The sequence below is a fragment of the Streptomyces sp. NPDC001410 genome, from assembly GCF_042895235.1.
Lineage (GTDB): Bacteria > Actinomycetota > Actinomycetes > Streptomycetales > Streptomycetaceae > Streptomyces.
Genome location: NZ_JBIAWE010000002.1, coordinates 655,303 through 678,036, shown reverse-complemented (window position 1 = coordinate 678,036; position 22,734 = coordinate 655,303). Strand labels below are relative to the sequence as shown.

Genomic DNA, 22,734 nt, shown 5'->3' with positions numbered 1-22,734 from the left:
CTCACATGCTCCCCGGAATCACCAGCCCGGACTCGTAGCCCACGATCACCAGCTGGGCCCGGTCGCGGGCGCCGAGCTTGCCCATGATCCGGCTCACGTGGGTCTTCGCGGTGAGCGGGCTCAGCCCCAACACCTCAGCTATCTCGGTGTTGTTGAGGCCCCGGGTGACCAGCGTCAGCACCTCCCGCTCCCGGTCCGACAGGCACTCCGGGCCTCCCGTGACGGGCGCCGTGGGGCTGCGCAGGAACCGCTCGATCAGGCGTGCCGTCGGCCCCGGAGAGAGCAGGGCCTCGCCCGCGGCGACCGTGCGGATCGCATCCAGCAGGTCGGCCGGACGGGTGTCCTTCACCAGGAACCCGGAGGCGCCGGCGCGCAGCGCGTCCACGATGTTCTCGTCGGTGTCGTAGGTGGTGAGGACCAGCACCTTCACCCCGGCGAGGTCCTCGTCGGCGGCGATCAGCCGGGTCGCCTCGATGCCGTCGAGGTCGGGCATGCGGACGTCCATCAGCACGACGTCGGCGCGTTCGGTGCGGACGAGGTCGACGGCCTCGCGGCCGGTGGCGGCCTGTCCGACGACCTCCATGTCCGGCGCGGACTCCACGAGCATGGCGAACGCGGCCCGGACGAGGGCCTGGTCGTCGGCCAGCAGTACGCGAACGGCGCTCATCCGGTCCCTTCCGCGATGGTCGTCGTGGGCAGTACGGCTCTCACCTCGAAGCCGCCCTGCGTGCGTGGTCCGGCGTCGAGGGTGCCGCCCACGCTGCGGGCTCGCTCGCGCATGCCGACCAGTCCGTAGCCGGGCGTGCCGCCGGGGGTGGGGCCGGTTCCGTCGTCGGTCACCGTCAGGTGCAGAGCGCCGTCCCGCGCGTACAGGTCGATGCTGACGGCTGGTTCGGGGCCGGCGTGCCGTACCACGTTGGTCAGCGCCTCCTGGACGATGCGGTACGCGGCGGCGCCCACGGCGGCCGGTGCCTTGCGTACCCGTACGGTCTGCTCGACGCGGGCGCCCGCGAGGCGCGCGGCCTCCACCAGGTCGGGCAGGCCGTCGAGACCGGGCAGGGGGCCGCGGGCGTCCAAGGAGCCGTGCTCCCGCAGTACCTCCAGGGTGGCGCGCAGCTCGCCGCGTGCGGTGCGGCAGGTCTCCGCGATGTCGTCCAGCGCCTTGGCGACCGTCTCCCGGTCGAGCCGCTCGGGATCGGCGGCCAGAACATGCGCGGCGACCGAGGTCTGCACGCCGATCAGGGTGATGCTGTGGGCCAGCAGGTCGTGCAGGTCGCGCGCGATGCGCAGCCGCTCCTCGGCGACTCTGCGGCGCGCCTCCTCCTCGCGGGTGCGTTCGGCGCGTTCGGCTCGTTCGACGATCGCGGCGATGTGCCGGCGGTGGGAGCGGACGGCGACGCCGAGGAAGAGCACGGCGATCACCCAGCCGGAGGTGCGCAGCATCTGGAAGGCGTGATGGGTGTTCACCGTCGTCATCACGCCCACGATGACGACGAGGACGGTGACGCCGGTCAGGACGGTCCGCAGGGGGCGACTGGTGACGGCGACCGTGTAGAGCGCGGTGAGCCCGGCCGGGACCGTCGCGGCGTGGTTGTTGTCGAGGGCGTTGTACGTCGCGATGAGGGTCACGGCGGCGGCGAGCACCAGCAGGGGGCGGCGGCGCCGCCACACGAGCGGCACGTGTGCGGCGAGCAGGAGCGCCCAGCCGAGCGCGTCGGGGCGGCGGCCCGGGTCGGTGAACAGGGCGATGCACACGGCCGGCACGGTGAGGGCGAGGGCGAGCAGGGCGTCGTTGCGGGTGGCGTGCGGGGCGGTGAGGGGATTGCGGTTGATCGCCGCGACGATCCGCTCGCCCTGGCGGGGGCGACCCGCCGCCGGGACGCCGCGCACCGCCGCCGGGATCCTCGGGGGCCGGCGGCGGCCTGTCGTGCGGCGGCCGGGCACTGTCGTGGTTTCCTGCACGGGGTTCATCTTCCGGTAGGCGGGCGCCCCCGCCCAGGGCAGGGGCGCCCGACGGTTCAGCCCACGGGTTCCGGTGCGCGCGCGGCGCGCGCCGCCTCCGGTGCCCTGGACAGCCGCCCCGGCCACCACACCGCCCTGCCCAGCGCCACGCTCGCGCTGGTCACCAGGTAGGTGCGCACGAGGAAGGTGTCCAGCAGGACCCCGACCGCGATGACGAAGCCCAGCTCGACGAGTTGGACGAGCCCCATGTTGGTCAGCACCGCGAAGGTGGCGGCGAGGACGAGTCCGGCGGAGGCGATGACCCCGCCGGTGGTCCGCAGTGCCGTCAGCGCGGCCGCGGCGGGCTCGGCGCCGCGCAGCGACTCCTCCCGCATCCGGTGCATCAGGAAGATGCCGTAGTCGACGCCGAGGGCGACGAGGAACACGAAGGACAGCAGGCCGAGGCCGGGATCGGTGCCGTGGAAGCCGAACAGCGGCTCGAAGACCAGCCCGCCGAGGCCAAGTGCCGCCCCCCACACGGCGACCACGGCGACCACCAGCAGCAGCGGGGCGACCAGGGACCGCAGCAGTGCGATCAGGATCAGCAGCACGGAGAGCAGGACGATCGGTACGACGACCAGCCGGTCGCGGGCGCTGGTGTCCGCGAGGTCGAGCTGCTGGACGCTGGGCCCGCCGACGTGGGAACCGTCCAGCCGCTGCCTCAGTGCCTTGATCGTGGCGGTCTCGGCGGCGGACTGGGGCGGGGCGGACGCGGTCACCGTGATCTCGGTCCAGCCGGCGCCGGTACGGCCCTCTCGCGCGTCCGCCACTCCCTTCGTGCCCCGGATCGTCGCCAGGGCGGCGTCGGCGCGGCCGGCCGGGGTGAGGATCTCGATGGGCTGCGCGGAGCGCTCCGGGTAGGCCTTCACCACGGTCTGCATGGCGGTGACGGAGTCGGGCCGGTCGACGAAGGTGTCCACTTGCTTGAGCGGCCCGGGCAGGTTCAGCGCGCCCAGCGCCAGCGCGCCGAGCAGGGCGGCGCCGGACGCGAGGACGGTCAGCGGGCGGCGCCCGGCCGAGGAGCCCATCGCGGCGAACAGCGACCGGCGGGCGGCCTTGGGCGTGGAGCCGTAGGCGGGGATGAGCGGCCAGAACAGACGGCGGCCCAGCAGGACCAGGACGGCGGGCAGCAGGGTCAGCATGGCGGCCAGCGCGCACAGCACGCCGACCGTGCCGAGCGGGCCCATGCCCCGGCTGGAGTTGAGGTCCGCGGCGAGCAGACACAGCAGGCCGACGGCCACCGTGCCGGAGGAGGCGAGGACGGCGGGTCCGCAGCCGCGCAGCGCCGCCCGCATCGCGTCGTACGGCCGCTCGTGGCGTCGTAGCTCCTCGCGGTAGCGGGAGACGAGGAGCAGGGCGTAGTCGGTGCCGGCGCCGAAGACGAGGATCGTCATGATGCCGGTGCTCGCGCCGGTCACGGCGGTGCCGAAGGCCTGGTTGAGGGCGTAGGCGGCGGCCTGGGCGAGGAAGTCGGCGACGCCGGCGACGACGAGCGGGACCAGCCACAGCAGCGGGCTGCGGTAGATGAGGATCAGCAGGATCGCCACGACGGCGACGGTGGTGTAGAGCAGCGGGCCGCCGAGGGACTTGTAGACACCCGAGGCGTCGGTGGCCAGGGCGGCCGGGCCGCCGACGTCGACCGAGAGTCCGCCGGTGTCGTGGACGATGCTGCGGGCGTCGTCGACGAAGGCGTCGCGCTTCTTCTCGTCGGTGCCGGGCTCGTTGCTGGTGACCGGGTACATGAGGGTGGTGCCGTCGGCGGACGGGATGCCCTGCGGGGTCCGGCCGGTGAGGGCGTGCCGGTGGGCGAGAGCGTCGACCTGCGCGGCGGCGGTGGCCCGGTCGGCGGCGGTCAGGCCGCTCGCGCGGTGGTAGACGAGGACCAGTTCGGTCGTCTGACCGCCCGGGAGGCGGTCCTGGAGCCGGGCCACCTGGGTGGAGTCGGCGGAGGCGGGCAGGTAGTCGGTCGTGCGGTTGTGCTGGACGTCGCCGAGCTTGGCGGCGAACGGCCCGGCCAGGGCCAACAGGACCACCCACAGGCCCAGCACCAGCCAGGGCAGGCCTCGTCGCCCGCCTCTCACACGTGTTGTCGCGGCCCCCATGGAAACGGGCCCTCCCTCCGGAGCGGATGTCTGGATACGGCTTCCAGACTTCCGCCGGAAAGGGGCGCGTTCGTCGGGCTCGGGAGCGAGTTCGGCGGTACTGCGCAGGGCGGCCGGGCGGGCGGAATACTCCCTCGGGAGTACCACGCGGATCCGCACGGGGGGGGCGTCCCCATGATCCCGGGGATCACCCGACCCGGCTCCCATGGTCCCGGGGATCACCCGCCCCAGCGCGCAGCCCAAGCCCCTTTCCGGGTCTCCGGTCAGCAGGGTGCCGTAGCGAGGCGGAGGCGTCCGTCGTGGACCTCGGCGATCCGGTCGACGGCGGTGAGGTGCGTGCGGTCGTGGGTGACCAGGACGGTGGCGATGGCCTGTTGATGGGTGAGGCGGGTGATCAGGTCGACTACGGCGGCGCCGCGTTCGTGGTCCAGGGCGCTGGTGGGTTCGTCGACCAGCAGGACGGCGGGGCTGTTCATCAGGGCGCGGGCGATGTTGACGCGCTGGCGCTGACCGCCGGAGAGCTGGTGGGGCCTGCGTCCGGCCTGGGCCGCGACGCCCACCGCGTCGAGCAGTTCCATGGCCCGGCCGTGGGCCTTGGCCGGTGACCGTCCGGCGATCCGGGCCATGACCTGGAGCTGCTCGGCCGCGGTGAGGGAGGGCAGCAGGTTGGGCTGCTGGAAGACGATGCCGATCTTGTCGCGGCGCAGCCGGGTCAGTTCGTCGCGGGTCATGCCGGTCGTGGCGGTGGAGTCGATGGTGACCGTGCCGGCGTCGGGGGTGATGAGGGTGGCGGCCACGGCGAGGAGGCTGGACTTGCCGGATCCGGAGGGGCCGACCACGGCGGTCAGACCGCCCTTGGGCACGTCCAGCGTGACGTGGTCGAGGGCGGTCAGGCGGGAGTCGCCGTCGGGGTAGGTGAGGGTGATGTCGGTCAGGCTCAGGCTCATCGGGCGCTCCCCAGGGCGGTCAGCGGGTCGACGGAGGTGATGCGGCGGACGGACAGGGCGGCCCCGAGCGCGCCGAGCAGGATCATCACGGCGGCGGGGACGAGGACCGTGGTGGGAGTGAGGAGGAACGGCACCGCGCTTCCCGCGACGAGGGCGCCGAGACCGGCGGCGATGCCGGTGCCGAGGAGAGTGCCGCCGGTCAGGAGGACCGCGGCCTGGCCGAGGGCGTCCTTGAGCAACTGGGCGGTGGAGGCGCCGAGTGCCTTGAGGACGGCGATGTCGCCGCTGCGCTGGATGGTCCAGACGGTGAAGAAGGCGCCGACGACCAGGGCGGAGATGGCGAAGAGGAAGCCGCGCATCAGCTGCAGGGAGCCGTTCTCGGAGGCGTACGAGCCGATCGCGGACAGCGAGTCGTCCTTCGAGACCGTTCTGGTGCCGATGGCCCGGTCGGCGGCGGCGATGTCGGCGCCGGAGCCGGTGTTCAGGGCGATCACGGTCGCGGTCGGCCCGTCGCCTGCGCCGGCGGGGGGCGCCGTCCTCGCCCAGGTGTCGAGGCTGGTCCAGATCACGGGGGTGTGGCTGAAGGAGGCGTCGCCCTTCACGGCGGCCACGGTCAGCTTCTGTCCGGCCAGGGTGAAGCCGTCCCCGGGCCCCAGGCCCAGGTCGTCGGCGGCCGTGCCGGACAGCACCGTCGCGTGCCCCGTGATCCTGCTGCCGTCGGGGGCCAGGCGGGAGCCGGGCCGGACGCCGAACACGGAGACCCCGGTGCTCCGGTCGCCCGCGGTGGCCCTGGTGGTGCTGATGCCCAGCGGTTCGGCGCCGGTGACTGAGGGGACCTCGGCCCACCGCCGCCACTGCTCGGCGGTGACGGTCGAGTTGGCGTACGACAGCTCCTGGGCCCCGCCGGGCACGTGGAAGGCGATCCGGTCGGCCGGCAGGCCGGTGATGGCGGAGATGTTCTGCCGACCCAGGCCCGCGGTCAGTCCGGAGAGCAGCCCGACCAGCAGGGTGATGAGCACGATGACGGTTCCCATGAGGGCGAACCGCCCCTTGGCGAACTTCAGATCTCTCCAGGCGACGAACACCTTGGCCTGCCCTTTCCGGCGGTGGAAGCGATACGGCCCCAGCGTCGCCTCCGGTGCCCCGGCCGGGCATCCGGCGACGGACGGCACTTCGCGGACCGAAAGGCGGCGCGCGGGTTGTAACTTTCGGCGGAGGCCCGGCCCGGACCGGTTCCTTACGCTGGAGGGACTGTGAACACCGCCCCTCCCGCGAACACCGCCGCCCCCGCCCTGACCCCGACCACCCGGACCCTGTCCTGGTGCCTGCACCTGCTGATCGTCGCCCTGCTCGCCCTGGCCGCCGGCCGCGCCGTGGCCGAAGGCCGGCCGCACGCCGGGGCGACGGTCGCCGTGGCCGTGGCGTGCGGGCTGGTGTACGCGGCCGGCCCGCTCGTGCCCCGTATCCGCAGTGACCGGCGGGCCGCCGCCTGGTGGCTGGCCGCCGTCGGCGCGGTGTGGCTGGTGCTGCTGGGCCTGACCGCCGACGGGGTGTGGGTCGCCTTCCCGCTGTACTTCCTCCAGCTCCACCTGCTGCCGCGGCGGGCCGGCCTGGCCGCCGTGGCCGCGACCGCGCTCGCGGCGATCGCCGCGTTCGCCCTCCACCAGGGGTCCTTCAGCGCGGCCATGGCGATCGGCCCGGCGATCGGCGCCGCCGTCGCGGTCGCCGTGGTGTGGGGATACCAGGCCCTGTACCGGGAGAGCGAACAGCGCAGGCGCCTGATCGAGGAACTCACCGCCACCCGCGCGGACCTGGCCGAGGCCCAGCACACCGCCGGTGTGCTGGCCGAACGCGAGCGGCTGGCCCGGGAGATCCACGACACCCTCGCCCAGGGGCTGTCCAGCATCCAGTTGCTGCTGCGCGCCGCCGAGCGGGCCCTGCCCGACGCTCCGGAGAACAGTGCCCGCTACGTCGGTCAGGCCCGCCAGGCCGCGGTCGACAATCTCGCCGAGGCCCGCCGTTTCGTCGCCGCCCTCGCCCCGCCCGCCCTGGAGGGCACCACCCTGGCCGGCGCTCTGGAACGGCTGTGCGCCACCACCGGTGCCCGGCACCGGCTCACCGCCCGCTTCCGCCTCAGCGGCGATCCGGCCCCGCTGCCGACCTCGTACGAGGTCGTGCTGCTGCGCGTGGCCCAGTCCGCCGTCGCCAACACCGTCCGCCACGCGCGGGCCACGACCGTCGAGGTCACTCTCGGACGGTGCGGCGACCATGTCGTCCTCGACGTCGTCGACGACGGCATCGGTTTCGACCCCGCGAAGCTGCCCGTGCCCGACCCGGAGAGGGGCGGCTTCGGTGTGGCCTCCATGCGCGCCCGGCTCGACGCGCTCGGCGGCACCCTGACCATCGAGTCCGCCCCCGGCCACGGCACCGCCCTGGCCGCCCGGCTCCCCCTCGCCCCACCCGCCGAGACCGAGGCCCGCCCGTGACCGACTCCGCCATCCGCCTGCTCGTCGCCGACGACCATCCTGTGGTGCGGGCCGGGCTGCGCGCCGTCCTGGAGACCGAACCCGGCCTCGCCGTGGTGGCCGAGGCCGCCACCGCCGAGGACGCTGTCGCCCGCGCCGCCGCGGGTGACATCGACGTCGTGCTGATGGACCTGCAGTTCGGCAAGGGAATGGGCGGTGCCGAGGCCACCGCCCGGATCACCGCCCGGCCGGGCGCTCCCCGGGTGCTGATCGTCACCACGTACGACTCGGACGCCGACACTCTCCCGGCGATCGAGGCCGGCGCCACCGGCTATCTCCTGAAGGACGCCCCGCCCGAGGATCTCGCGGCCGCCGTGCGCACCGCCGCCGCGGGACGCACCACCCTGGCTCCCACGGTCGCCGACCGGCTCATGAACCGGCTGCGCGACCCCGGCGCCGCCCTGACCCGGCGGGAGACGGAAGTCCTCGCCCTGGTCGCGGCGGGCCTGTCCAACCAGGCCATCGGCCGGCGGCTCCATCTCACCGAGGGCACGGTCAAGTCGCACCTGGCCCGCGTCTACGCCAAGCTCGGCGTCGACTCACGCACCGCCGCCGTCGCCACCGCCACCGACCTGGGCCTGATCAGGCGCTGACGGATCAGCGGGCTCCGGTGTCGCGTCGCACGTCATGCCGAGACTCCGGTGTCGCGTCGAACGTCGCGCGTCACGCCGAGGTCGCCCGTCACGTCGAGGAGATGCCGTGGAGCCGCCTCCTCGGCTCGGGTCCGGCGCCGCCGGCCGAGCCGGGCGATCCGGGCGGCACCGGGTCAGGCGGCACGGACCGGGACGGAGTCCGCGCGGGTCAGGACGGAGTCCGCGCAGCGGCCAGCAACCGGTTGACGTCGTCGGCGCAGATGGTGAGCGCGGCGCCGATCGTGGCCAGTGCGTCCCGTTCCGCGGGTGTGTAGGGGCCGTCGGCCAGGGCGATGCGCGCGGCCTGGAGGAGCAGGGACTCGCGGCCGACCGGGGCGAGGTGCGGGGCGAGCGGGTCGAGGGCCTCGTGCAGTTCTATGGCGAGGCTCGCGCCGCACGGCCCGCCGAGGACCCGGCCGGTGTCGGCGGCGAGAGCCTCGACCAGGGCGGCCAACTGGTCCTCGGTGCAGTCCTCGAAGCCGGCGGCGCGGACCGCGGTGGCGGCCGTCTCCAGGGCCGTACGGGAGGAGGCACCGCCGGCGGCCAGGACGGCGAGGGCGACGGTGTGCACGGCGTCGCGGAGCATCGCGGAGAAGCGGCGGGTGGTGGGGTGGTCGAGGACGTCGGTGCCGAAGTGACGGCGGCAGGAGGCGCACTCCACGACGGGTCCGGTCGCCCCGCGCGGCAGCACGGGCACCCCGAGGAGGGTGAAGCGGCGGCGGCCGGTGAGCCGCTGGTAGTTGCGGTCGCCTCCGCAGCCGGGGCAGTAGAACTCGCCGTCCCCCACGGGTGTCCATGCGGTGCGGGTACCCAGGAGGCGCACAGCCCGGGTGGCACGGTCGTCTCGTCCCCGTACTGGCAGCACGTCGCACCTCCGTAATGACGCGGCAACATCGCCGCGCTGGCGTGATGTTAGCCACATCACGGAGGCTGAGTCAGCACCTCGTACGAGACCCGTTCGTGATCTTAGGGGTGCGATGGCCGATAAGTGACGGGGCCCTGACCGTCGTATACAGCGGTCAGGGCCCCGAAAGTGCTGGTCGGCGAGGGTCAGCGGGTGGCGCGGTTCACCGCGGAGACGACGGCCTTCAGCGAGGCACGCGTCGTGTTCGCGTCGATGCCGATACCCCACAGAACCTTGTCGTCGATCGCGCATTCGATGTAGGAGGCGGCCTGCGCGGAGGCACCCTCGCTCATCGTGTGCTCCTGGTAGTCCAGCAGGCGTACGTCGATGCCGATGGACTGCAGGGCGTCGAAGAACGCCGAGATCGGACCGTTGCCGGAGCCGGTCAGCACCGTGTCGACGCCGTCGACGGTGGCCTCGACGGTGAGGGTGTCCACGCCGTCGGTGTCGGTGGTCGACTGGCCGGTGCGGACCTGGATGCGGCCCCAGGGGTTCTCCGGGTTGGGCAGGTACTCGTCCTGGAAGACCGACCAGATGTCGCCGCCGGTGACCTCGCCGCCCTCGGCGTCCGTCTTGGCCTGGATGATCTTCGAGAACTCGATCTGCATCCGGCGCGGCAGGTCCAGCTTGTGGTCGTTCTTCAGGACGTACGCGATACCGCCCTTGCCGGACTGCGAGTTGACCCGGATGACGGCCTCGTAGGAGCGGCCGACGTCCTTCGGGTCGATCGGCAGGTACGGGACCGCCCACTCGATGTCGTCGACGGTGACGCCCTTGGCCTTCGCGTCGGCCTCCATGGCGTCGAAGCCCTTCTTGATGGCGTCCTGGTGGGAGCCGGAGAAGGACGTGTAGACCAGGTCGCCCACGTACGGGTGGCGCGGGTGGACCTCCATCTGGTTGCAGTACTCCCACGTACGACGGATCTCGTCGATGTCGGAGAAGTCGATCTGCGGGTCGACGCCCTGGGAGAACAGGTTCATGCCCAGGGTGACCAGGTCGACGTTGCCGGTGCGCTCGCCCTGCCCGAACAGGCAGCCCTCGACGCGGTCGGCGCCGGCCATCAGGGCCAGCTCGGCGGCGGCGACGGCCGTACCGCGGTCGTTGTGCGGGTGGACGGAGATGCAGACGTGCTCACGACGGGAGATGTTGCGGCTCATCCACTCGAAGCGGTCCGCGTGCGTCGACGGGGTCGAACGCTCCACCGTGGCAGGCAGGTTGAGGATGATCTCGCGGCCCGGGCCCGGCTGGTAGACGTCCATGACCGCCTCGCAGACCTCCAGCGCGAAGTCCAGCTCGGTGTCGGTGAAGATCTCCGGCGAGTACTGGTAGCCGAACTCGGTCTCCGGGCCCAGCAGCTTCTCGGCGTACTCCATCACCAGGCGGGTACCGTCGACGGCGATCTGCTTGATCTCGTCCTTGGAGCCGCGGAACACGACCCGGCGGAAGACCGGCGCGGTGGCGTTGTACAGGTGGACGGTGGCCCGGCGGGCGCCCTTCAGGGACTCCACGGTCCGCTCGATCAGGTCCTCGCGGGCCTGGGTCAGCACGGAGATGGTGACGTCCTCGGGGATCGCGCCCTCTTCCTCGATGATCGAGCGCACGAAGTCGAAGTCGGTCTGGCCGGAGGCCGGGAAGCCGACCTCGATCTCCTTGTAGCCCATCTTGACCAGCTGGTCGAACATCCGGCGCTTGCGCTCGGGCGACATCGGGTCGATCAGGGCCTGGTTGCCGTCCCGCAGGTCGGTGGAGAGCCAGCGGGGGGCGACGGTGACGCGCTGCTCCGGCCAGGTGCGGTCCGGGATGTCGACCTGCTCGTAGCGGCCGTACTTGTGGATCGGCATGGAACTGGGCTGCTGGCGGTTGGCCATGATGCGGGGGCTCCTTGGGAGGTGTCCGGAAGGACGGCCGACGACGCAACGCCAAGCTCCGCGGGGAGGGAGTCGGCCTCGACTACAGGCCCTCGCCGCGGCAGCTAAGAAGGAGCAGCCCGAAACGCATGATGCTCCGCATGCTAGCCGAGCGGCGCCTCACCGCGAGGGTTCGTATCAGTATGCGGGACCGCGAGGGCAAATCGGACAAAAAGTGCGCCATACCACTACGGCTACGCGGAGTGAGCCCGATGTCACCGTATTTCACCAATCATGGTTGCGAGTAGTGACAGTCGGATCACACAGTGCAAGGGTGCCGGGCATGACGACCAACGGGGGCTTCCAGCCCGTCTTCTGCACGATCGTGCCGCCGCACGTCCTCGACAGGCTCGCCCGGAACGAGGACCCCTCGCTCTCCGGACCCGCCCGCCGGTCCCTGGAGCACGACGCCTACCAGCGCACCCACCGCCGCCTGACCACGGTGATCGGCGCGCCCGCCGTCGCCGCGCCCGCCGGGGCCGTGGCCGACCAGCCGCACCGCACCATCTACGACGCCGGCCACCAGCAGGACCTGCCCGGCACGAAGGTCCGCGAGGAGGGCGCCGAGCCCGGTGCGGACGCCACGGTCAACCGCGCCTACACGGGCCTGGGCGCCACCTTCGAGCTGTACCTGAAGGCGTACGGCCGCAACTCCATCGACGGCGAGGGGCTGCCGCTGGACGCGAGCGTGCACTTCGGCACGGACTACGACAACGCCTTCTGGAACGGCGAGCAGATGGTGTTCGGCGACGGCGACAACGAGATCTTCCTGGACTTCACCATCCCGGTGGACGTCATCGGCCACGAGCTGACCCACGGCGTCACCCAGCACACCGCCAACCTGACCTACTTCGGCCAGCCCGGCGCGCTCAACGAGTCGGTCTCCGACGTCTTCGGCTCGCTGATCAAGCAGTACGCGCTCGGCCAGTCCGCGGCCGAGGCCGACTGGCTGATCGGCGCGGGCCTGCTCGCCCCGCGCGTCACCGGCACCGCCCTGCGCTCCATGAAGGCACCGGGCACGGCGTACGACGACGACGTCCTCGGCAAGGACCCGCAGCCCGCGACCATGGACGACTACGTCCGCACCGGCCGCGACAACGGCGGCGTGCACATCAACTCGGGCATCCCGAACCACGCCTTCTACCTGGTCGCCACGGCCATCGGCGGCAACGCCTGGGAGCGGGCCGGACAGATCTGGTACGACACCCTGACCGGCGGCGAGCTGAAGCAGGACGCCGCCTTCGCCGACTTCGCCACGCTGACCGTCAAGGCGGCCCGCGAGCGCTACGGCGCCGGCGACGAACTCCAGGCCGTGCAGAAGGCATGGGAGCAGGTGGGGGTGCGGACGCTGTAGTTCCGTACTAGAAGTGACCCATGCGTATCCAAGTGCGGCGCACGGGCGGCTTCGCGGGCATCGAGCGCCGGGCCGAGGTGGACACCTCGGGCCGGCCCGACGCCCATGAGTGGCGCACCCTGGCCGAACGCGCCCTCGCGTCCGGCCGGGGCACGCGCCCGGCCGGGGTCCCGGACGGCTTCAGCTACGAGATCACCGTGGACGGCCGGACGGTGTACGCGGCCGACCCCCGACTGTCCGAGGCGGAGCGGGAGTTGATCTCCCGGGTGCTGAAGGAGGGTGCGTAACCGCGGTTTCACGCCGGGGCGTTGACTTCCGTTACCGGGGGTAAGGATGATCCCGGCCATGGCGACCGATGCAGTCAATCCGATCCCCCGCTTCCCGGCCGGCTTCCTGTGGGGTGTGTCGACCTCCGCCCACCAGATCGAGGGCGCGGCCGACGAGCGCGAGGCGTCCGTGTGGGACGTGTTCACGGCCGAGCCCGGGCGGGTGAAGGACGGCACGACGGCTGCGGTGGCCTGCGACCACTACCACCGCTACCGGGAGGACGTGGCCCTCCTCGCCGGCCTCGGCGTGGACGCGTACCGCTTCTCCGTCTCCTGGCCCCGCGTGAACTCCCCCGGCGGCCTGGACTTCTACGACCGCCTGGTGGACGAGCTGTGCGCGGCCGGCGTACAGCCCGTTCCCACCCTCTTCCACTGGGACCTGCCCGCCTCGCTCGACTGGCTGGAGCGGGACACGGCGGTCCGGTTCGCCGACCACGTGTCCGTGGTGGCCGAGCGCCTCGGCGACCGCGTCACCAAGTGGATCACCCTCAACGAGCCCGCCGAGCACACCCTGCTGGGTCACGCGTTGGGCGCCCACGCCCCCGGCAAACGGCTCCTCTTCGACGCGCTCCCGGTCGCCCACCACCAGCTCCTCGCCCACGGTCTCGCGGTGCAGACCCTGCGCGCGGCCGGCGTGACGGACATCGGCATCGCCAACTCCCACGGCCCGACCTGGCCGGCGTCCGCGGAACCCGCCGACCAGGAGGCGGCGGGCTTCTACGACCTCCTGCTCAACCGGCTGTTCGCCGAGCCGGTCCTGCTGGGCGCCTATCCGGAGGGCATCGGCGATCTGATGCCCGGCGACGTGTCCGCGGACCTGAAGGTGATCTCGGAGCCGATCGACTGGTACGGCGTCAACTACTACGCGCCGACCCGGGTGGGCGCCCCGCAGGGCACCGAGATCGAGTTCGGCGGCCTGACCATGCCGGCCGAACTCCCCTTCTCCGTCCGGGAGATCGAGGGCCGCCCGGTGACGGACTTCGGCTGGCCGGTCGTCCCGGAGGGGCTCACGGAGCTGCTCACGACCTTCCGCGACCGCTACGGCGACCGGCTCCCGCCGATCGTCATCACCGAGAACGGCTGCTCCTACGAGGGCGTCGACGACCAGGACCGCATCGCCTACCTGGACGGTCATGTCCGCGCCCTGCACGCGGCGCTGGAGTCCGGGGTGGATGTGCGCGGCTACTTCGTCTGGTCCCTGATGGACAACTTCGAGTGGGCTGAGGGCTACGCGCGCCGCTTCGGCCTGGTCCACGTGGACTACGAGACCCAGCGGCGCACCCCGAAGGCCTCCTACCACTGGTTCCGGGACGTGCTGCGGGCGCAGAGATGACCACCACCCGCGCCTCGGCCGCACTCGCCGAGCCCGTGGAGCGGGTCGGCCGCGGCTGGACGGTGGCGCTCTCGCTGGCCAACGGGGCGATCTGGGTGGGCTGGTTCGGCCCGCTGCAGATCCTGCTCGCCTCCCAGGCGGGGGACTTCGCGCCCGGCTCCGGGATGTCGAAGGAGACGATGCTGGCCTGGGTGACGGGGGCGGGCGCGGTGGTCTCGCTGCTCGCGAACCCGTTCTTCGGCGCGCTCTCCGACCGGACGACCGCCCGCCGGGGCCGCCGTACCCCGTGGATCGTGGCGGGCGCGGCGGGCGGTGCGCTCTCCCTCCTGCTGCTCGCGGGCGCGGGCGGGCTGTGGACGATGACGCTGGGCTGGTGCCTGGTGCAGCTCACGCTGAACGCGGCCTTCGCGGCGGTGACCGCGGCCGTGCCGGACCGGGTGCCGCGGCTCCAGCGGGGCTCGGTGGGCGGCTGGCTGGGTGCGGCGCAGATCCTGGGCGTGGTCGGCGGGACGGGGCTGGCGACGGCGGCGGGCGGGGTCGGCGCCGGGTACACGGCCTGCGCGGTGTTCACGGTGGTGGGCGTCCTGCCCTACGTACTGCGCTACGAGGACCTGCGGCTGGCGCCTGAGGACCGGTCGCCCTGGTCCTGGCGCGGCTTCCTGGCGTCGTTCTGGCTGAGCCCACGTCGCCACCCCGACCTGGCCTGGGCCTGGCTGACCCGCTTCCTGATCAACCTCAGCAACTCGCTGGTCCTGCTGTATCTCCTCTACTACCTGCGCGACCGCCTGCACTACTCCGACCCCGACCGGGGTGTCCTCGTCCTCACGGCGGTCAACAGCCTGACGCTGATGGCGACGGTCGTGGCGGGCGGTGTCTGGTCGGACCGGGTGGGCCGGCGCAAGCCGTTCGTCGTCTGGTCGGGTGTGCTGATGGCGGTGGCCACGGCGGCCCTGTCCGGCTGGCAGACCTGGCCGGGGGCTGTCGTCGCGTCGGCGGTGCTGGGGATCGGCTTCGGTGTCTTCACCTCGGTCGACTTCGCCCTGATGACCGATGTCCTGCCGAAGGCCCTGGACCGGGGCAAGGACCTCGGCGTCATCAACGTGGCCAACGCCCTCCCCCAGGTGGCGGCCCCGGTCCTGGCGGCGCCGATCGTGACGTACCTCGGCGGCTACCGGGTGCTGTACCTGGTGGCGGCGGTGATCGGGCTGGCGGGGGCGGTGCTGGTGGGGCGGATACGGGGCGTGGCGTGAGCTGTCGTCTTCCACGTCCCCTCCGGGGCCCGCCGGACTTCCCGGCGACTCCCGTGGCGGGGGGCTGGGGCAGAGCCCCAGGGCCTCAGAACCCCAGCCGCCGCAGCTGCTTCGGGTCCCGCTGCCAGTCCTTGGCGACCTTCACGTGGAGGTCCAAGAAGACCGGCGTGCCCAGCAAAGCCTCGATGTGCTTGCGGGACTTGATGCCGACCTCCTTCAGGCGCTTGCCCTTGGGGCCGATGATGATGCCCTTCTGGCTGGGGCGCTCGATGTAGACGTTGGCGTGGATGTCCAGGAGGGGACGGTCGGCCGGGCGGTCCTCGCGCGGGAGCATCTCCTCGACGACGACGGCGATGGAGTGCGGCAGTTCGTCGCGGACGCCCTCCAGGGCCGCCTCGCGGATCAGTTCCGCGATCATGATCTGCTCGGGCTCGTCCGTGAGGTCACCCTCGGGGTAGAGCGCCGGGCCCTCCGGCAGCAGCGGGACGATCAGGTCGGCCAGCAGGCCCACCTGCTTGTCGCCGACCGCCGACACCGGCACGATCTCCGCCCACTCGAAGCCCAGCTCCTTGCCCAGCTGGTCGATGGCGATCAGCTGCTCGGCGAGGGTCTTGGAGTCGACCAGATCGGTCTTGGTGACGATCGCGACCTTCGGGGTCTTCTTGATGCCGGCGAGTTCCTTCGCGATGAAGCGGTCGCCGGGACCGATCTTCTCGTTCGCGGGAAGGCAGAAGCCGATCACGTCGACCTCGGCCCACGTGGTGCGGACCACGTCGTTGAGGCGCTCGCCGAGCAGGGTGCGCGGCTTGTGCAGGCCGGGGGTGTCCACCAGGATGAGCTGGGCGTCGGGCCGGTGCACGATGCCACGCACGGTGTGCCGCGTGGTCTGCGGCTGGTTCGCGGTGATCGCCACCTTCTGCCCGACCAGAGCATTCGTGAGGGTGGACTTGCCCGCGTTGGGACGGCCCACGAAGCAGGCGAAGCCGGCGCGGTGGGCGGTCTCGGCCGGCTGCTCGGATGACTGGGTACGAACGCTCATGGCGACCATTCTCCCTGATCCACGAAGCCGCGCGGTACCAGTGGGGCGCACCACGCCCGCACGTGAGGTTCCGGAAACCCCCACGCAACGAAACGTCACGGAAACACACCCGTACGCAACCGGAAACGCACACCGGTGACCCTCTGACGAGCCCGCACACCGTTGGAGACGCCCGTGACCCTCGCCGCCGCGCACGTGAACACCGGCGACACCGCTTGGCTGCTCGCAGCCACCGCCCTCGTCCTGCTGATGACTCCGGGACTGGCCCTGTTCTACGGCGGCATGGTCCGCACGAAGAGCGTCCTCAACATGCTGATGATGAGCTTCGTGTCGATCGCCCTGGTGACGGTGGTGTGGCTGGCGGCCGGCTACTCGCTCGCCTTCGGCGACGACATCGGCGGCGGGCTGATCGGCGGCCTGGACCACGCCGGCATGAGCGGCCTCGGCCCGGACAGCGTGCACGGCTCCGTGCCCACCCTCCTCTTCGCGACCTTCCAGCTCACCTTCGCGATCATCACGGCGGCGCTGATCAGCGGCGCGGTAGCGGACCGTACGAAGTTCTCGGCCTGGCTGGTCTTCGTCCCGGTGTGGACGCTGCTGGTATACGTTCCGGTCACCCACTGGGTGTGGGGCCCGGGCGGCTGGATCCTCGACAAGCTCGGCGCGCTCGACTTCGCGGGCGGTCTGCCCGTCGAGATCACCTCCGGCGCCTCCGGCCTCGCCCTGTGCCTGGTCCTCGGCCCCCGCCTGGGCTTCAAGAAGGACGCGATGCGTCCGCACAACCTGCCCATGGTGATCCTCGGCACCGGTCTGCTCTGGTTCGGCTGGTTCGGCTTCAACGCGGGCTCCGCGCTCGGCGCGAACGGCCTGGCCGCGGCCGCCTTCCTCAACACCCTGGCCGCCGGCTGCACCGGCCTGCTCGGCTGGCTCTTCGTCGAGCAGCGGCGCGACGGCCACCCGACCACCCTGGGCGCCGCCTCCGGCGCGGTGGCCGGCCTGGTCGCGATCACGCCCTCCTGCGGCACGGTCTCCCTGCTCGGCGCGCTGGTCGTGGGCCTGGCCGCCGGTGTCGTCTGCTCCTACGCGGTGAGCTGGAAGTTCAAGCTGAACTACGACGACTCGCTGGACGTCGTCGGCGTCCACCTGGTCGGCGGCGTCATCGGCACCCTCCTCATCGGCCTGTTCGCCGAGAAGGCGATGACCGGCGGCGTCGAGGGCCTGTTCCACGGCGGCGGACTCGCCCCGCTCGGCAAGCAGCTGCTGGCCGTCGTGGTCGTCGCGGGGTACGCCTTCGCGGTGTCGTACGGCCTCGCCAAGCTGATCGACCGGGCGCTGGGCTTCCGGGCGAGCGAGGAGCAGGAGCACACCGGCCTGGACCTTACGGTGCACGCCGAGACGGCTTACGATCACGGGGTCCTGGGGCATGGCGCCCCGGTCTCCTCCTCCGTCGTCCCCACCGCCCAGAAGGTCAAGAGCCAGGCATGAAGCTCATCACCGCGATCGTCAAGCCGTACCGCCTGGACGCGGTCAAGACCGCCCTGCAGGAGCTGGGTGTGCACGGTCTGACCGTGACCGAGGCGAGCGGCTACGGCCGTCAGCGCGGCCACACCGAGGTGTACCGGGGGGCCGAGTACCGCGTCGACCTGGTGCCGAAGGCCCGGATCGAGGTCGTGGTCGAGGACGCGGTCGCCGAGGACGTGATCGACGCGATCGTCAGCGCCGCGCAGACGGGGAAGATCGGGGACGGGAAGGTGTGGGCAGTGCCCGTGGAGACCGTCGTACGGGTGCGGACCGGCGAGCGCGGCCCCGACGCGCTCTGACCAGCAGCACTCCGGTCACCACTCCGGCCACGAACACGAGCCCGGCGAGCAGCCACGGCAGCGCGAAGAAGGAGGCGCTCGCCGACTGACGGGTGTCCGGCGCGCTCGCGGTCAGGGTGATGTCGCCCCAGTCGAGCTGGGGTGCCCCGTGCCAGGTCTCGGTGAGCCGCACCCGCTGCCCCGGCAGCAGCTCGGACGGCACCCCGGTCAGGTCGCGGTCGAGCAGCGTACGGCCGAACAGCCCGCGCGCCTTCAGCTCCACCTTGGGGTCGAGGGTGACGTTCCCGGTGTTGCGCAGGGTGTAGCCGATGGTGGCCGTGCTGTCGCCGAAGCCGGGGACGAGCGGCTGGTGCTGGCTGATGTGCACCTGCTCGACGGAGATCGCGGACAGCGTGGGCCCGCCGACCCGGAGGTAGACCCGGGCGCCGACGGCCCGCTGCACACCGAGCGCCAGCTTGCCGCTGCCGGGGTCGACCCGCTCGTCGAGCGCGACGATCGCGCCCGGGTGGTCGCCCGGTTCGGCGCCCCGGGGCACGCGCAGGGTGAAGGGCACGGTGACGGTCCTGTGGCCGGGAACGGTGACGCGTGACTTCGCGGGCCGCGCCCAGGCGCCCACCCCGCGCATCCGCTCCTTCAGGGTCCGTACGGCGAACCCGCCGTCGCGGGCGGTGTTGTAGGCGTCGGCGGCGTAGAGCCGGAAGGTGAGCGGCCTGCCGGTCTTGTTGGCGACGGCGACCTTGTCGGTGAGGGTCTGCCCGGGGTCGGCCGAGAGATAGAAGTAGGGGCGCGCGGCGACCTTGGAGGCGACCGGGTAGACGGACCAGCTGCCGTTGTTGGCAGCCCGCGCAGGGACGGTCGTCACGCCGAGGAACAGGCCGATGAGGCTCAGGAGGAGGACGTACGGCTTGCGCATGGGTGCGGACCCCCCATGGGCTCGAGTCGTGGCGGTCGGGCGGGTGCGGCCCCGTGGTGCGGCGGGCGCCCGGCCACCGTGGTGGGTGTTTCGGGTCAGGTGAGGGTGAGGGTCAGGACGCCGGAGTACGCGCCTGGAGGCGTGAACGCCGGTACGTCCAGGGAGAGTCCGGCGTCGACGGTGAACTCGCCGCCGGTGAGCGTGGCGTCCGGGGCCGACGCGAGGGTCGCTCCCGAGGTGCCCACCGCGCCCGTCGAACCGGCCTTGCAGGTGCTGGGGCTGCCCGCCTTGGTGACGCAGGCGGGGGCCCAGCTCAGTCTGCTCGCGTCGATCTTGGCACCGGGGCCGGTGAAGTCGGTGACCTTGCCGGTCAGGGACCAGCCCGCGGGCCCGCCGCGGAAGTCCTTGACCGTCACCGTGTGCAGGGCTCCGCTGGAGGCCCCGCCCTTGCCGAAGTCGACCGACGACAGCGCGACGGCGTCCCCGGCCTGGGACATGGACAGGGTGCCCGCCTTGACGGTGGTGGTCAGCTTCTGGCTGCCGGCCGGGACGGGCGTGTTGTCGTTGACGACGTAGGCCGCGGGGCCCGCGCCCTTGTCCGCGCTCCAGGAGCCGCCCTCGTAGGCCACGATCCCGGTCGTCGTCTTGTCGTTGACGACCAGCGAACCGCTGAAGGAGCCCGAGGCGCCCGCGGTCACCGTGGCGGTGTCCGCGGTCTGGGTGCCCCCGGCCCGCCCGGCCAGGGTGACGGTGGCGCCCGGCGTGAAGTTGCTGCCGTTCACCGTGACACTGGCACCCGGGTCACCAGATGCCGAACCCAGTGAGATGGCACGGGTGTTGGTCGGAGTCCCGTCGGTCGCCGTGACGGTCTGCGACACCGGGGCGGGCGGGTTGGTGACCGTGCAGGGGGTGTCCAGTTCGAGGATGTAGCTGGTGTGGATGTTGTAGTCGCCCGGCGAGAGGGTGATCTGGCCGGCCTTGGTCACGGTGAACGTCCCGGTCATGGAGAAGGACGGGAACGCGGCCTTCCCCGGCACCGGGGGGTTCTTCTTCGGTCCGGCGACGGTGACGTCACCGCTCTGGGCGCCGCCGAGGGTGACCTTGCCGGTCGGGGTCATGATGTCGGCCGGCAGGGCCAGGTCGGTGGGGTTGCTGGCGGCGGCCGTGACCACGGTGTAGGTCACGGTGACCGTGTCGCCGACCTTCGGGCTGGCGTTGTCCACCGACACGTTCGCGGTGGTGGTGCCGTCGATCGGCGGCAGGCCTGAGACGGCGGGCGGGATGCAGTGCGTGGCGAAGTCCACGTTCGTGCCGGCGGCACCGGCCGGACCGGCCAGCGCGCCGCCCGCGGTGACCGCGAGGGCGGTCGCCCCGAACAGTGACGCCCAGCGCCACCGTCGGGATCTTCGGGGTGTCGAACCCATGGGGGCCCCTCCTGAGGGTTGCGGGCGCAGCGGCTCATCTGCGCCGACAGGGGGCATTGATGTGGAGCCCGCGTGAGAAGTCAATGGAGACGCCGCAGAAATCTGACGGTTCATCAGTTTCTGCGGCATCCCCGGGAGATCCGGAACTATCCGGAACAGATCACTCAGGCCACTCGGGCCCCTCGGGTCGCTCAGTCGAAGACGAACGGGCCGGGCGACTGCTTTCCGGTGGCCGTGCAGGTGACGTTGACCCCGAAGATCGTCATCTGCAGCGAACCGCCGTACGCCTCCAGGCTGTCACCGGAGGCCACGGTGCCGGTGAGCGGGCCGGCGGTGACCGGGTCGCCGGCGGCCATGGCCGGGTTCTTCGTCCCGGTGAAGACGGTGGTGCCGCCGCTCGCCTTGACCAGGGTGAGCTTGGAGGTGATGGAGTCCTTCGCCACCGCGACCGGCGCCTTGACCGCGGTGGAGGTGAGGGTGATGGTGGCGGAGGTGCCGCTCTGGGTGGCGGTGAGCGTGGCCGCGCCACCGCCGAAGATGCCGCAGCTCGCGTTGATGGTCGCCGTCTGGGGGGTGACGGCGGCCGCGGTGGGCGCGAAGGCCAGTCCGGTGACCGCGAGGGCCCCGGCGACCAGCGCCGCACCTGTTGCCGTGCGCTTGCCTCTCATGGGGATCCGCTTCCCTTCCCTGTGGGGATGCCATGTGGGGATGGTCGGAAGGTGCGCCGACGAACGAGCAGGCCTGAGCAGGTGGGTGCGGGCACGCTGCGGCGGCGGTGCGGATCTGACGGATCGTCGGAACTTACGGCTCCATTGATGCGCGAGAGGCAGGCGACGGCAAGGATGAATTCCGGACTACTCTGTGGCGCCCGCCTGGACCGTCAGCTTCACGGCCCCGTCGGGCCCGGCGAGCAACACCGGCGTCTCAGGCCCCCCGAGGTCGGCCACAGCGGCCCGGTCCTGCGCCGGGACGGACTCCGCCTCGCTCACCACGGCTGCCGCCTCCAGCGACTTGGCCCCGGAGGCCACGGCCATGGCGACGGCGGTCTGCAGGGCGCTCAGCTTCAGCGAGGCGAGCCGCACCGACCCGGCGACATACGTGCGCCCGGTCTCGTCCCGTACGGCCGCCCCCTCGGGCACACCGTTGCGGGCCCGGGCGGAACGGGCCAGGGTGACGATCTTGCGGTCCTCGGGGTCGAGCGCGTTGCTGTCGGTCATGCCCCGAGCATACGGACCGGCCCGGACCTGCGCCGAGGTCAGTCCAGGGTCTGAACGATCCCGCTGTGGGCGGCCGTGTGCACCACGCGGGCACGGGCGCCGTTCACCAGCGGGAGATAGGGCGCCACGTGGCCGCACTCGACGTCCGCGACGATCGGTACGCCCAGGGAGCCGAGGGCGTCGAGGACGGCCTCGTACTGGGTGAGGGTGCCGCCGTCGGGGGCGTGGGTGCGGCCCACGAGGACGGCGGCCGCGCGGTCGAAGAAGCCGTTGAGGCGCATGCCGTGCAGGTTGCGACAGATCGTGTATGCGTTGTCCTCGGCGGCCTCGACGTACACGAGCAGCCCCTCGTCGCCGGCGAAGGACTTCATGTCCAGGTACGGCGTCCCGGCGAGGTTGGCGATGGTCTCGATGCAGCCGCCGATCAGCCGGCCCTCGACGTCCACGTCACCGGTGCCGTCGAGCCGGGTCCACGTACCCTCGGCGTCCAGGGTGAAGTCCCGTACATCCGCGTGGAACCGGTAGTCGTCGAAACCGCCCGAGCGGTGGCGGCCCGGCGGGGTCTGGGAGAGCGGCTCACCCTGCGGCGCCGTCACGATGTCGAGCCAGGACAGCAGGCCCTCGGGCGTCCGGTACGGCGTGTCCATGAGGTTGTTGCCGTGCACGGTCGCGACCCCGGTGAGCAGGGTCAGCGGCGTGATCAGGGTCGACATGTCGGACCAGCCGACCACCCACGTCGGCTCGGCCCGCCCGATCTTGTCGAAGTCGAGCAGCGGCAGCAGGTCGATCGCGGTCTCCCCGCCCCACGGCGGTACGACGGCCCGGATCGTCGGGTCGGTCAGCATCTCGGTCAGTTCGGCGGCGCGTTCGGCGGCGGGGGCGCTGATGTGCGTCGAGCCGTCCATGCACCGGCCGACGACGACCTCGTACCCCCGCGCCTCCAGGTCGCCTATCGCCACGTCGAGGCGCCCGCGCATCTTCTCGGGCACCCCACTGGAGGGGGAGGTCACACCGACACGGTCACCGGGGCGCAGCGGGCG

At 72.2% G+C, this 22,734-nt stretch carries 21 protein-coding genes; 8 read left to right on the top strand and 13 right to left on the bottom strand.

All coding sequences use genetic code 11. The annotated features are described in order from the left end of the window. Position 1 precedes the first annotated feature (1 nt). The 5 genes from ACFY3C_RS06535 to ACFY3C_RS06515 form a co-directional block, all read right to left on the bottom strand. Positions 2–667 carry a response regulator gene (locus ACFY3C_RS06535; protein WP_386571937.1) on the bottom strand — a complete coding sequence of 222 codons (666 nt, stop codon included), beginning with the start codon at positions 665–667 and terminating at the stop codon, positions 2–4. Beyond that, on the bottom strand, positions 664–1,971 hold the full coding sequence (locus tag ACFY3C_RS06530) for a sensor histidine kinase (protein WP_390769917.1): 1,308 nt from the start codon (positions 1,969–1,971) through the stop codon (positions 664–666). The genes ACFY3C_RS06535 and ACFY3C_RS06530 overlap by 4 nt, the downstream gene beginning before the upstream one ends. Before the next feature lie 47 nt (positions 1,972–2,018). After that, a complete protein-coding gene (locus ACFY3C_RS06525; RefSeq protein ID WP_390769916.1) occupies positions 2,019–4,103 on the bottom strand; it encodes an MMPL family transporter in 2,085 nt (694 codons plus the stop codon). 263 nt (positions 4,104–4,366) lie between these two features. Continuing rightward, a complete protein-coding gene (locus tag ACFY3C_RS06520) occupies positions 4,367–5,050 on the bottom strand; it encodes an ABC transporter ATP-binding protein (protein WP_390769915.1) in 684 nt (227 codons plus the stop codon). After that, positions 5,047–6,135, bottom strand: a complete 1,089-nt coding sequence (locus tag ACFY3C_RS06515) for an ABC transporter permease (protein WP_390769944.1) — start codon at positions 6,133–6,135, stop codon at positions 5,047–5,049. Before ACFY3C_RS06515 ends, ACFY3C_RS06520 begins: the two co-directional genes overlap by 4 nt. A gap of 168 nt (positions 6,136–6,303) precedes the next feature. On the opposite strand from ACFY3C_RS06515, the gene ACFY3C_RS06510 reads away from it, so the two are divergent. Further along, positions 6,304–7,536, top strand: a complete 1,233-nt coding sequence (locus ACFY3C_RS06510; RefSeq protein WP_390769914.1) for a sensor histidine kinase — start codon at positions 6,304–6,306, stop codon at positions 7,534–7,536. Beyond that, positions 7,533–8,168 carry a response regulator gene (locus ACFY3C_RS06505; RefSeq protein ID WP_386571930.1) on the top strand — a complete coding sequence of 212 codons (636 nt, stop codon included), beginning with the start codon at positions 7,533–7,535 and terminating at the stop codon, positions 8,166–8,168. The genes ACFY3C_RS06510 and ACFY3C_RS06505 overlap by 4 nt, the downstream gene beginning before the upstream one ends. Before the next feature lie 208 nt (positions 8,169–8,376). Here ACFY3C_RS06505 and ACFY3C_RS06500 read toward each other — a convergent pair whose 3' ends face one another. Both ACFY3C_RS06500 and leuA read right to left on the bottom strand, forming a co-directional pair. Continuing rightward, positions 8,377–9,072, bottom strand: a complete 696-nt coding sequence (locus tag ACFY3C_RS06500) for a TerB family tellurite resistance protein (RefSeq protein WP_386571928.1) — start codon at positions 9,070–9,072, stop codon at positions 8,377–8,379. Between the two features lie 185 nt (positions 9,073–9,257). Beyond that, positions 9,258–10,979 (bottom strand): 2-isopropylmalate synthase, encoded by a 1,722-nt coding sequence (gene leuA, locus ACFY3C_RS06495; RefSeq protein WP_386571927.1) that lies wholly within the window; start codon positions 10,977–10,979, stop codon positions 9,258–9,260. A gap of 322 nt (positions 10,980–11,301) precedes the next feature. Between leuA and ACFY3C_RS06490 the strand changes: the two genes are divergently transcribed. Genes ACFY3C_RS06490 through ACFY3C_RS06475 form a run of 4 tightly spaced genes read left to right on the top strand, consistent with a single transcriptional unit; the run spans position 11,302 to position 15,281 of the window. Beyond that, positions 11,302–12,372, top strand: a complete 1,071-nt coding sequence (locus ACFY3C_RS06490) for a M4 family metallopeptidase (protein WP_390769913.1) — start codon at positions 11,302–11,304, stop codon at positions 12,370–12,372. 20 nt (positions 12,373–12,392) lie between these two features. After that, positions 12,393–12,659 (top strand): protealysin inhibitor emfourin, encoded by a 267-nt coding sequence (locus ACFY3C_RS06485; protein WP_386571924.1) that lies wholly within the window; start codon positions 12,393–12,395, stop codon positions 12,657–12,659. 58 nt (positions 12,660–12,717) lie between these two features. Continuing rightward, positions 12,718–14,031: a GH1 family beta-glucosidase gene (locus ACFY3C_RS06480; protein ID WP_390769912.1), complete on the top strand. Its 1,314-nt coding sequence runs from the start codon at positions 12,718–12,720 to the stop codon at positions 14,029–14,031. Next, positions 14,028–15,281, top strand: a complete 1,254-nt coding sequence (locus tag ACFY3C_RS06475) for an MFS transporter (RefSeq protein WP_390769911.1) — start codon at positions 14,028–14,030, stop codon at positions 15,279–15,281. Before ACFY3C_RS06480 ends, ACFY3C_RS06475 begins: the two co-directional genes overlap by 4 nt. An 85-nt stretch (positions 15,282–15,366) precedes the next feature. Here the strand turns inward: ACFY3C_RS06475 and era are convergent, their stop codons facing one another. Then, a complete protein-coding gene (era, locus tag ACFY3C_RS06470; protein WP_386571918.1) occupies positions 15,367–16,320 on the bottom strand; it encodes a GTPase Era in 954 nt (317 codons plus the stop codon). A gap of 174 nt (positions 16,321–16,494) precedes the next feature. On the opposite strand from era, the gene ACFY3C_RS06465 reads away from it, so the two are divergent. Then, positions 16,495–17,805 carry an ammonium transporter gene (locus tag ACFY3C_RS06465; RefSeq protein ID WP_390769910.1) on the top strand — a complete coding sequence of 437 codons (1,311 nt, stop codon included), beginning with the start codon at positions 16,495–16,497 and terminating at the stop codon, positions 17,803–17,805. Next, positions 17,802–18,140, top strand: a complete 339-nt coding sequence (locus tag ACFY3C_RS06460; protein ID WP_145878592.1) for a P-II family nitrogen regulator — start codon at positions 17,802–17,804, stop codon at positions 18,138–18,140. Before ACFY3C_RS06465 ends, ACFY3C_RS06460 begins: the two co-directional genes overlap by 4 nt. Here ACFY3C_RS06460 and ACFY3C_RS06455 read toward each other — a convergent pair. The 5 genes from ACFY3C_RS06455 to ACFY3C_RS06435 form a co-directional block, all read right to left on the bottom strand. Beyond that, on the bottom strand, positions 18,034–19,053 hold the full coding sequence (locus tag ACFY3C_RS06455; protein ID WP_390769909.1) for a WxL protein peptidoglycan domain-containing protein: 1,020 nt from the start codon (positions 19,051–19,053) through the stop codon (positions 18,034–18,036). The genes ACFY3C_RS06460 and ACFY3C_RS06455 overlap by 107 nt on opposite strands. 95 nt (positions 19,054–19,148) lie before the next feature. Continuing rightward, positions 19,149–20,477 (bottom strand): beta-xylosidase, encoded by a 1,329-nt coding sequence (locus ACFY3C_RS06450; RefSeq protein WP_390769908.1) that lies wholly within the window; start codon positions 20,475–20,477, stop codon positions 19,149–19,151. Positions 20,478–20,668: 191 nt separating this feature from the next. Next, the gene (locus ACFY3C_RS06445; RefSeq protein ID WP_386571911.1) at positions 20,669–21,145 is read right to left on the bottom strand and encodes a hypothetical protein; all 477 of its coding nucleotides are present in this window, start codon (positions 21,143–21,145) and stop codon (positions 20,669–20,671) included. A gap of 186 nt (positions 21,146–21,331) precedes the next feature. Beyond that, entirely contained in the window at positions 21,332–21,694 is a 363-nt protein-coding gene (locus ACFY3C_RS06440) for a cytidine deaminase (RefSeq protein ID WP_386571909.1), read from the bottom strand. A gap of 38 nt (positions 21,695–21,732) precedes the next feature. After that, the gene (locus ACFY3C_RS06435; RefSeq protein WP_390769943.1) at positions 21,733–22,671 is read right to left on the bottom strand and encodes a S66 peptidase family protein; all 939 of its coding nucleotides are present in this window, start codon (positions 22,669–22,671) and stop codon (positions 21,733–21,735) included. Positions 22,672–22,734 lie beyond the last annotated feature (63 nt).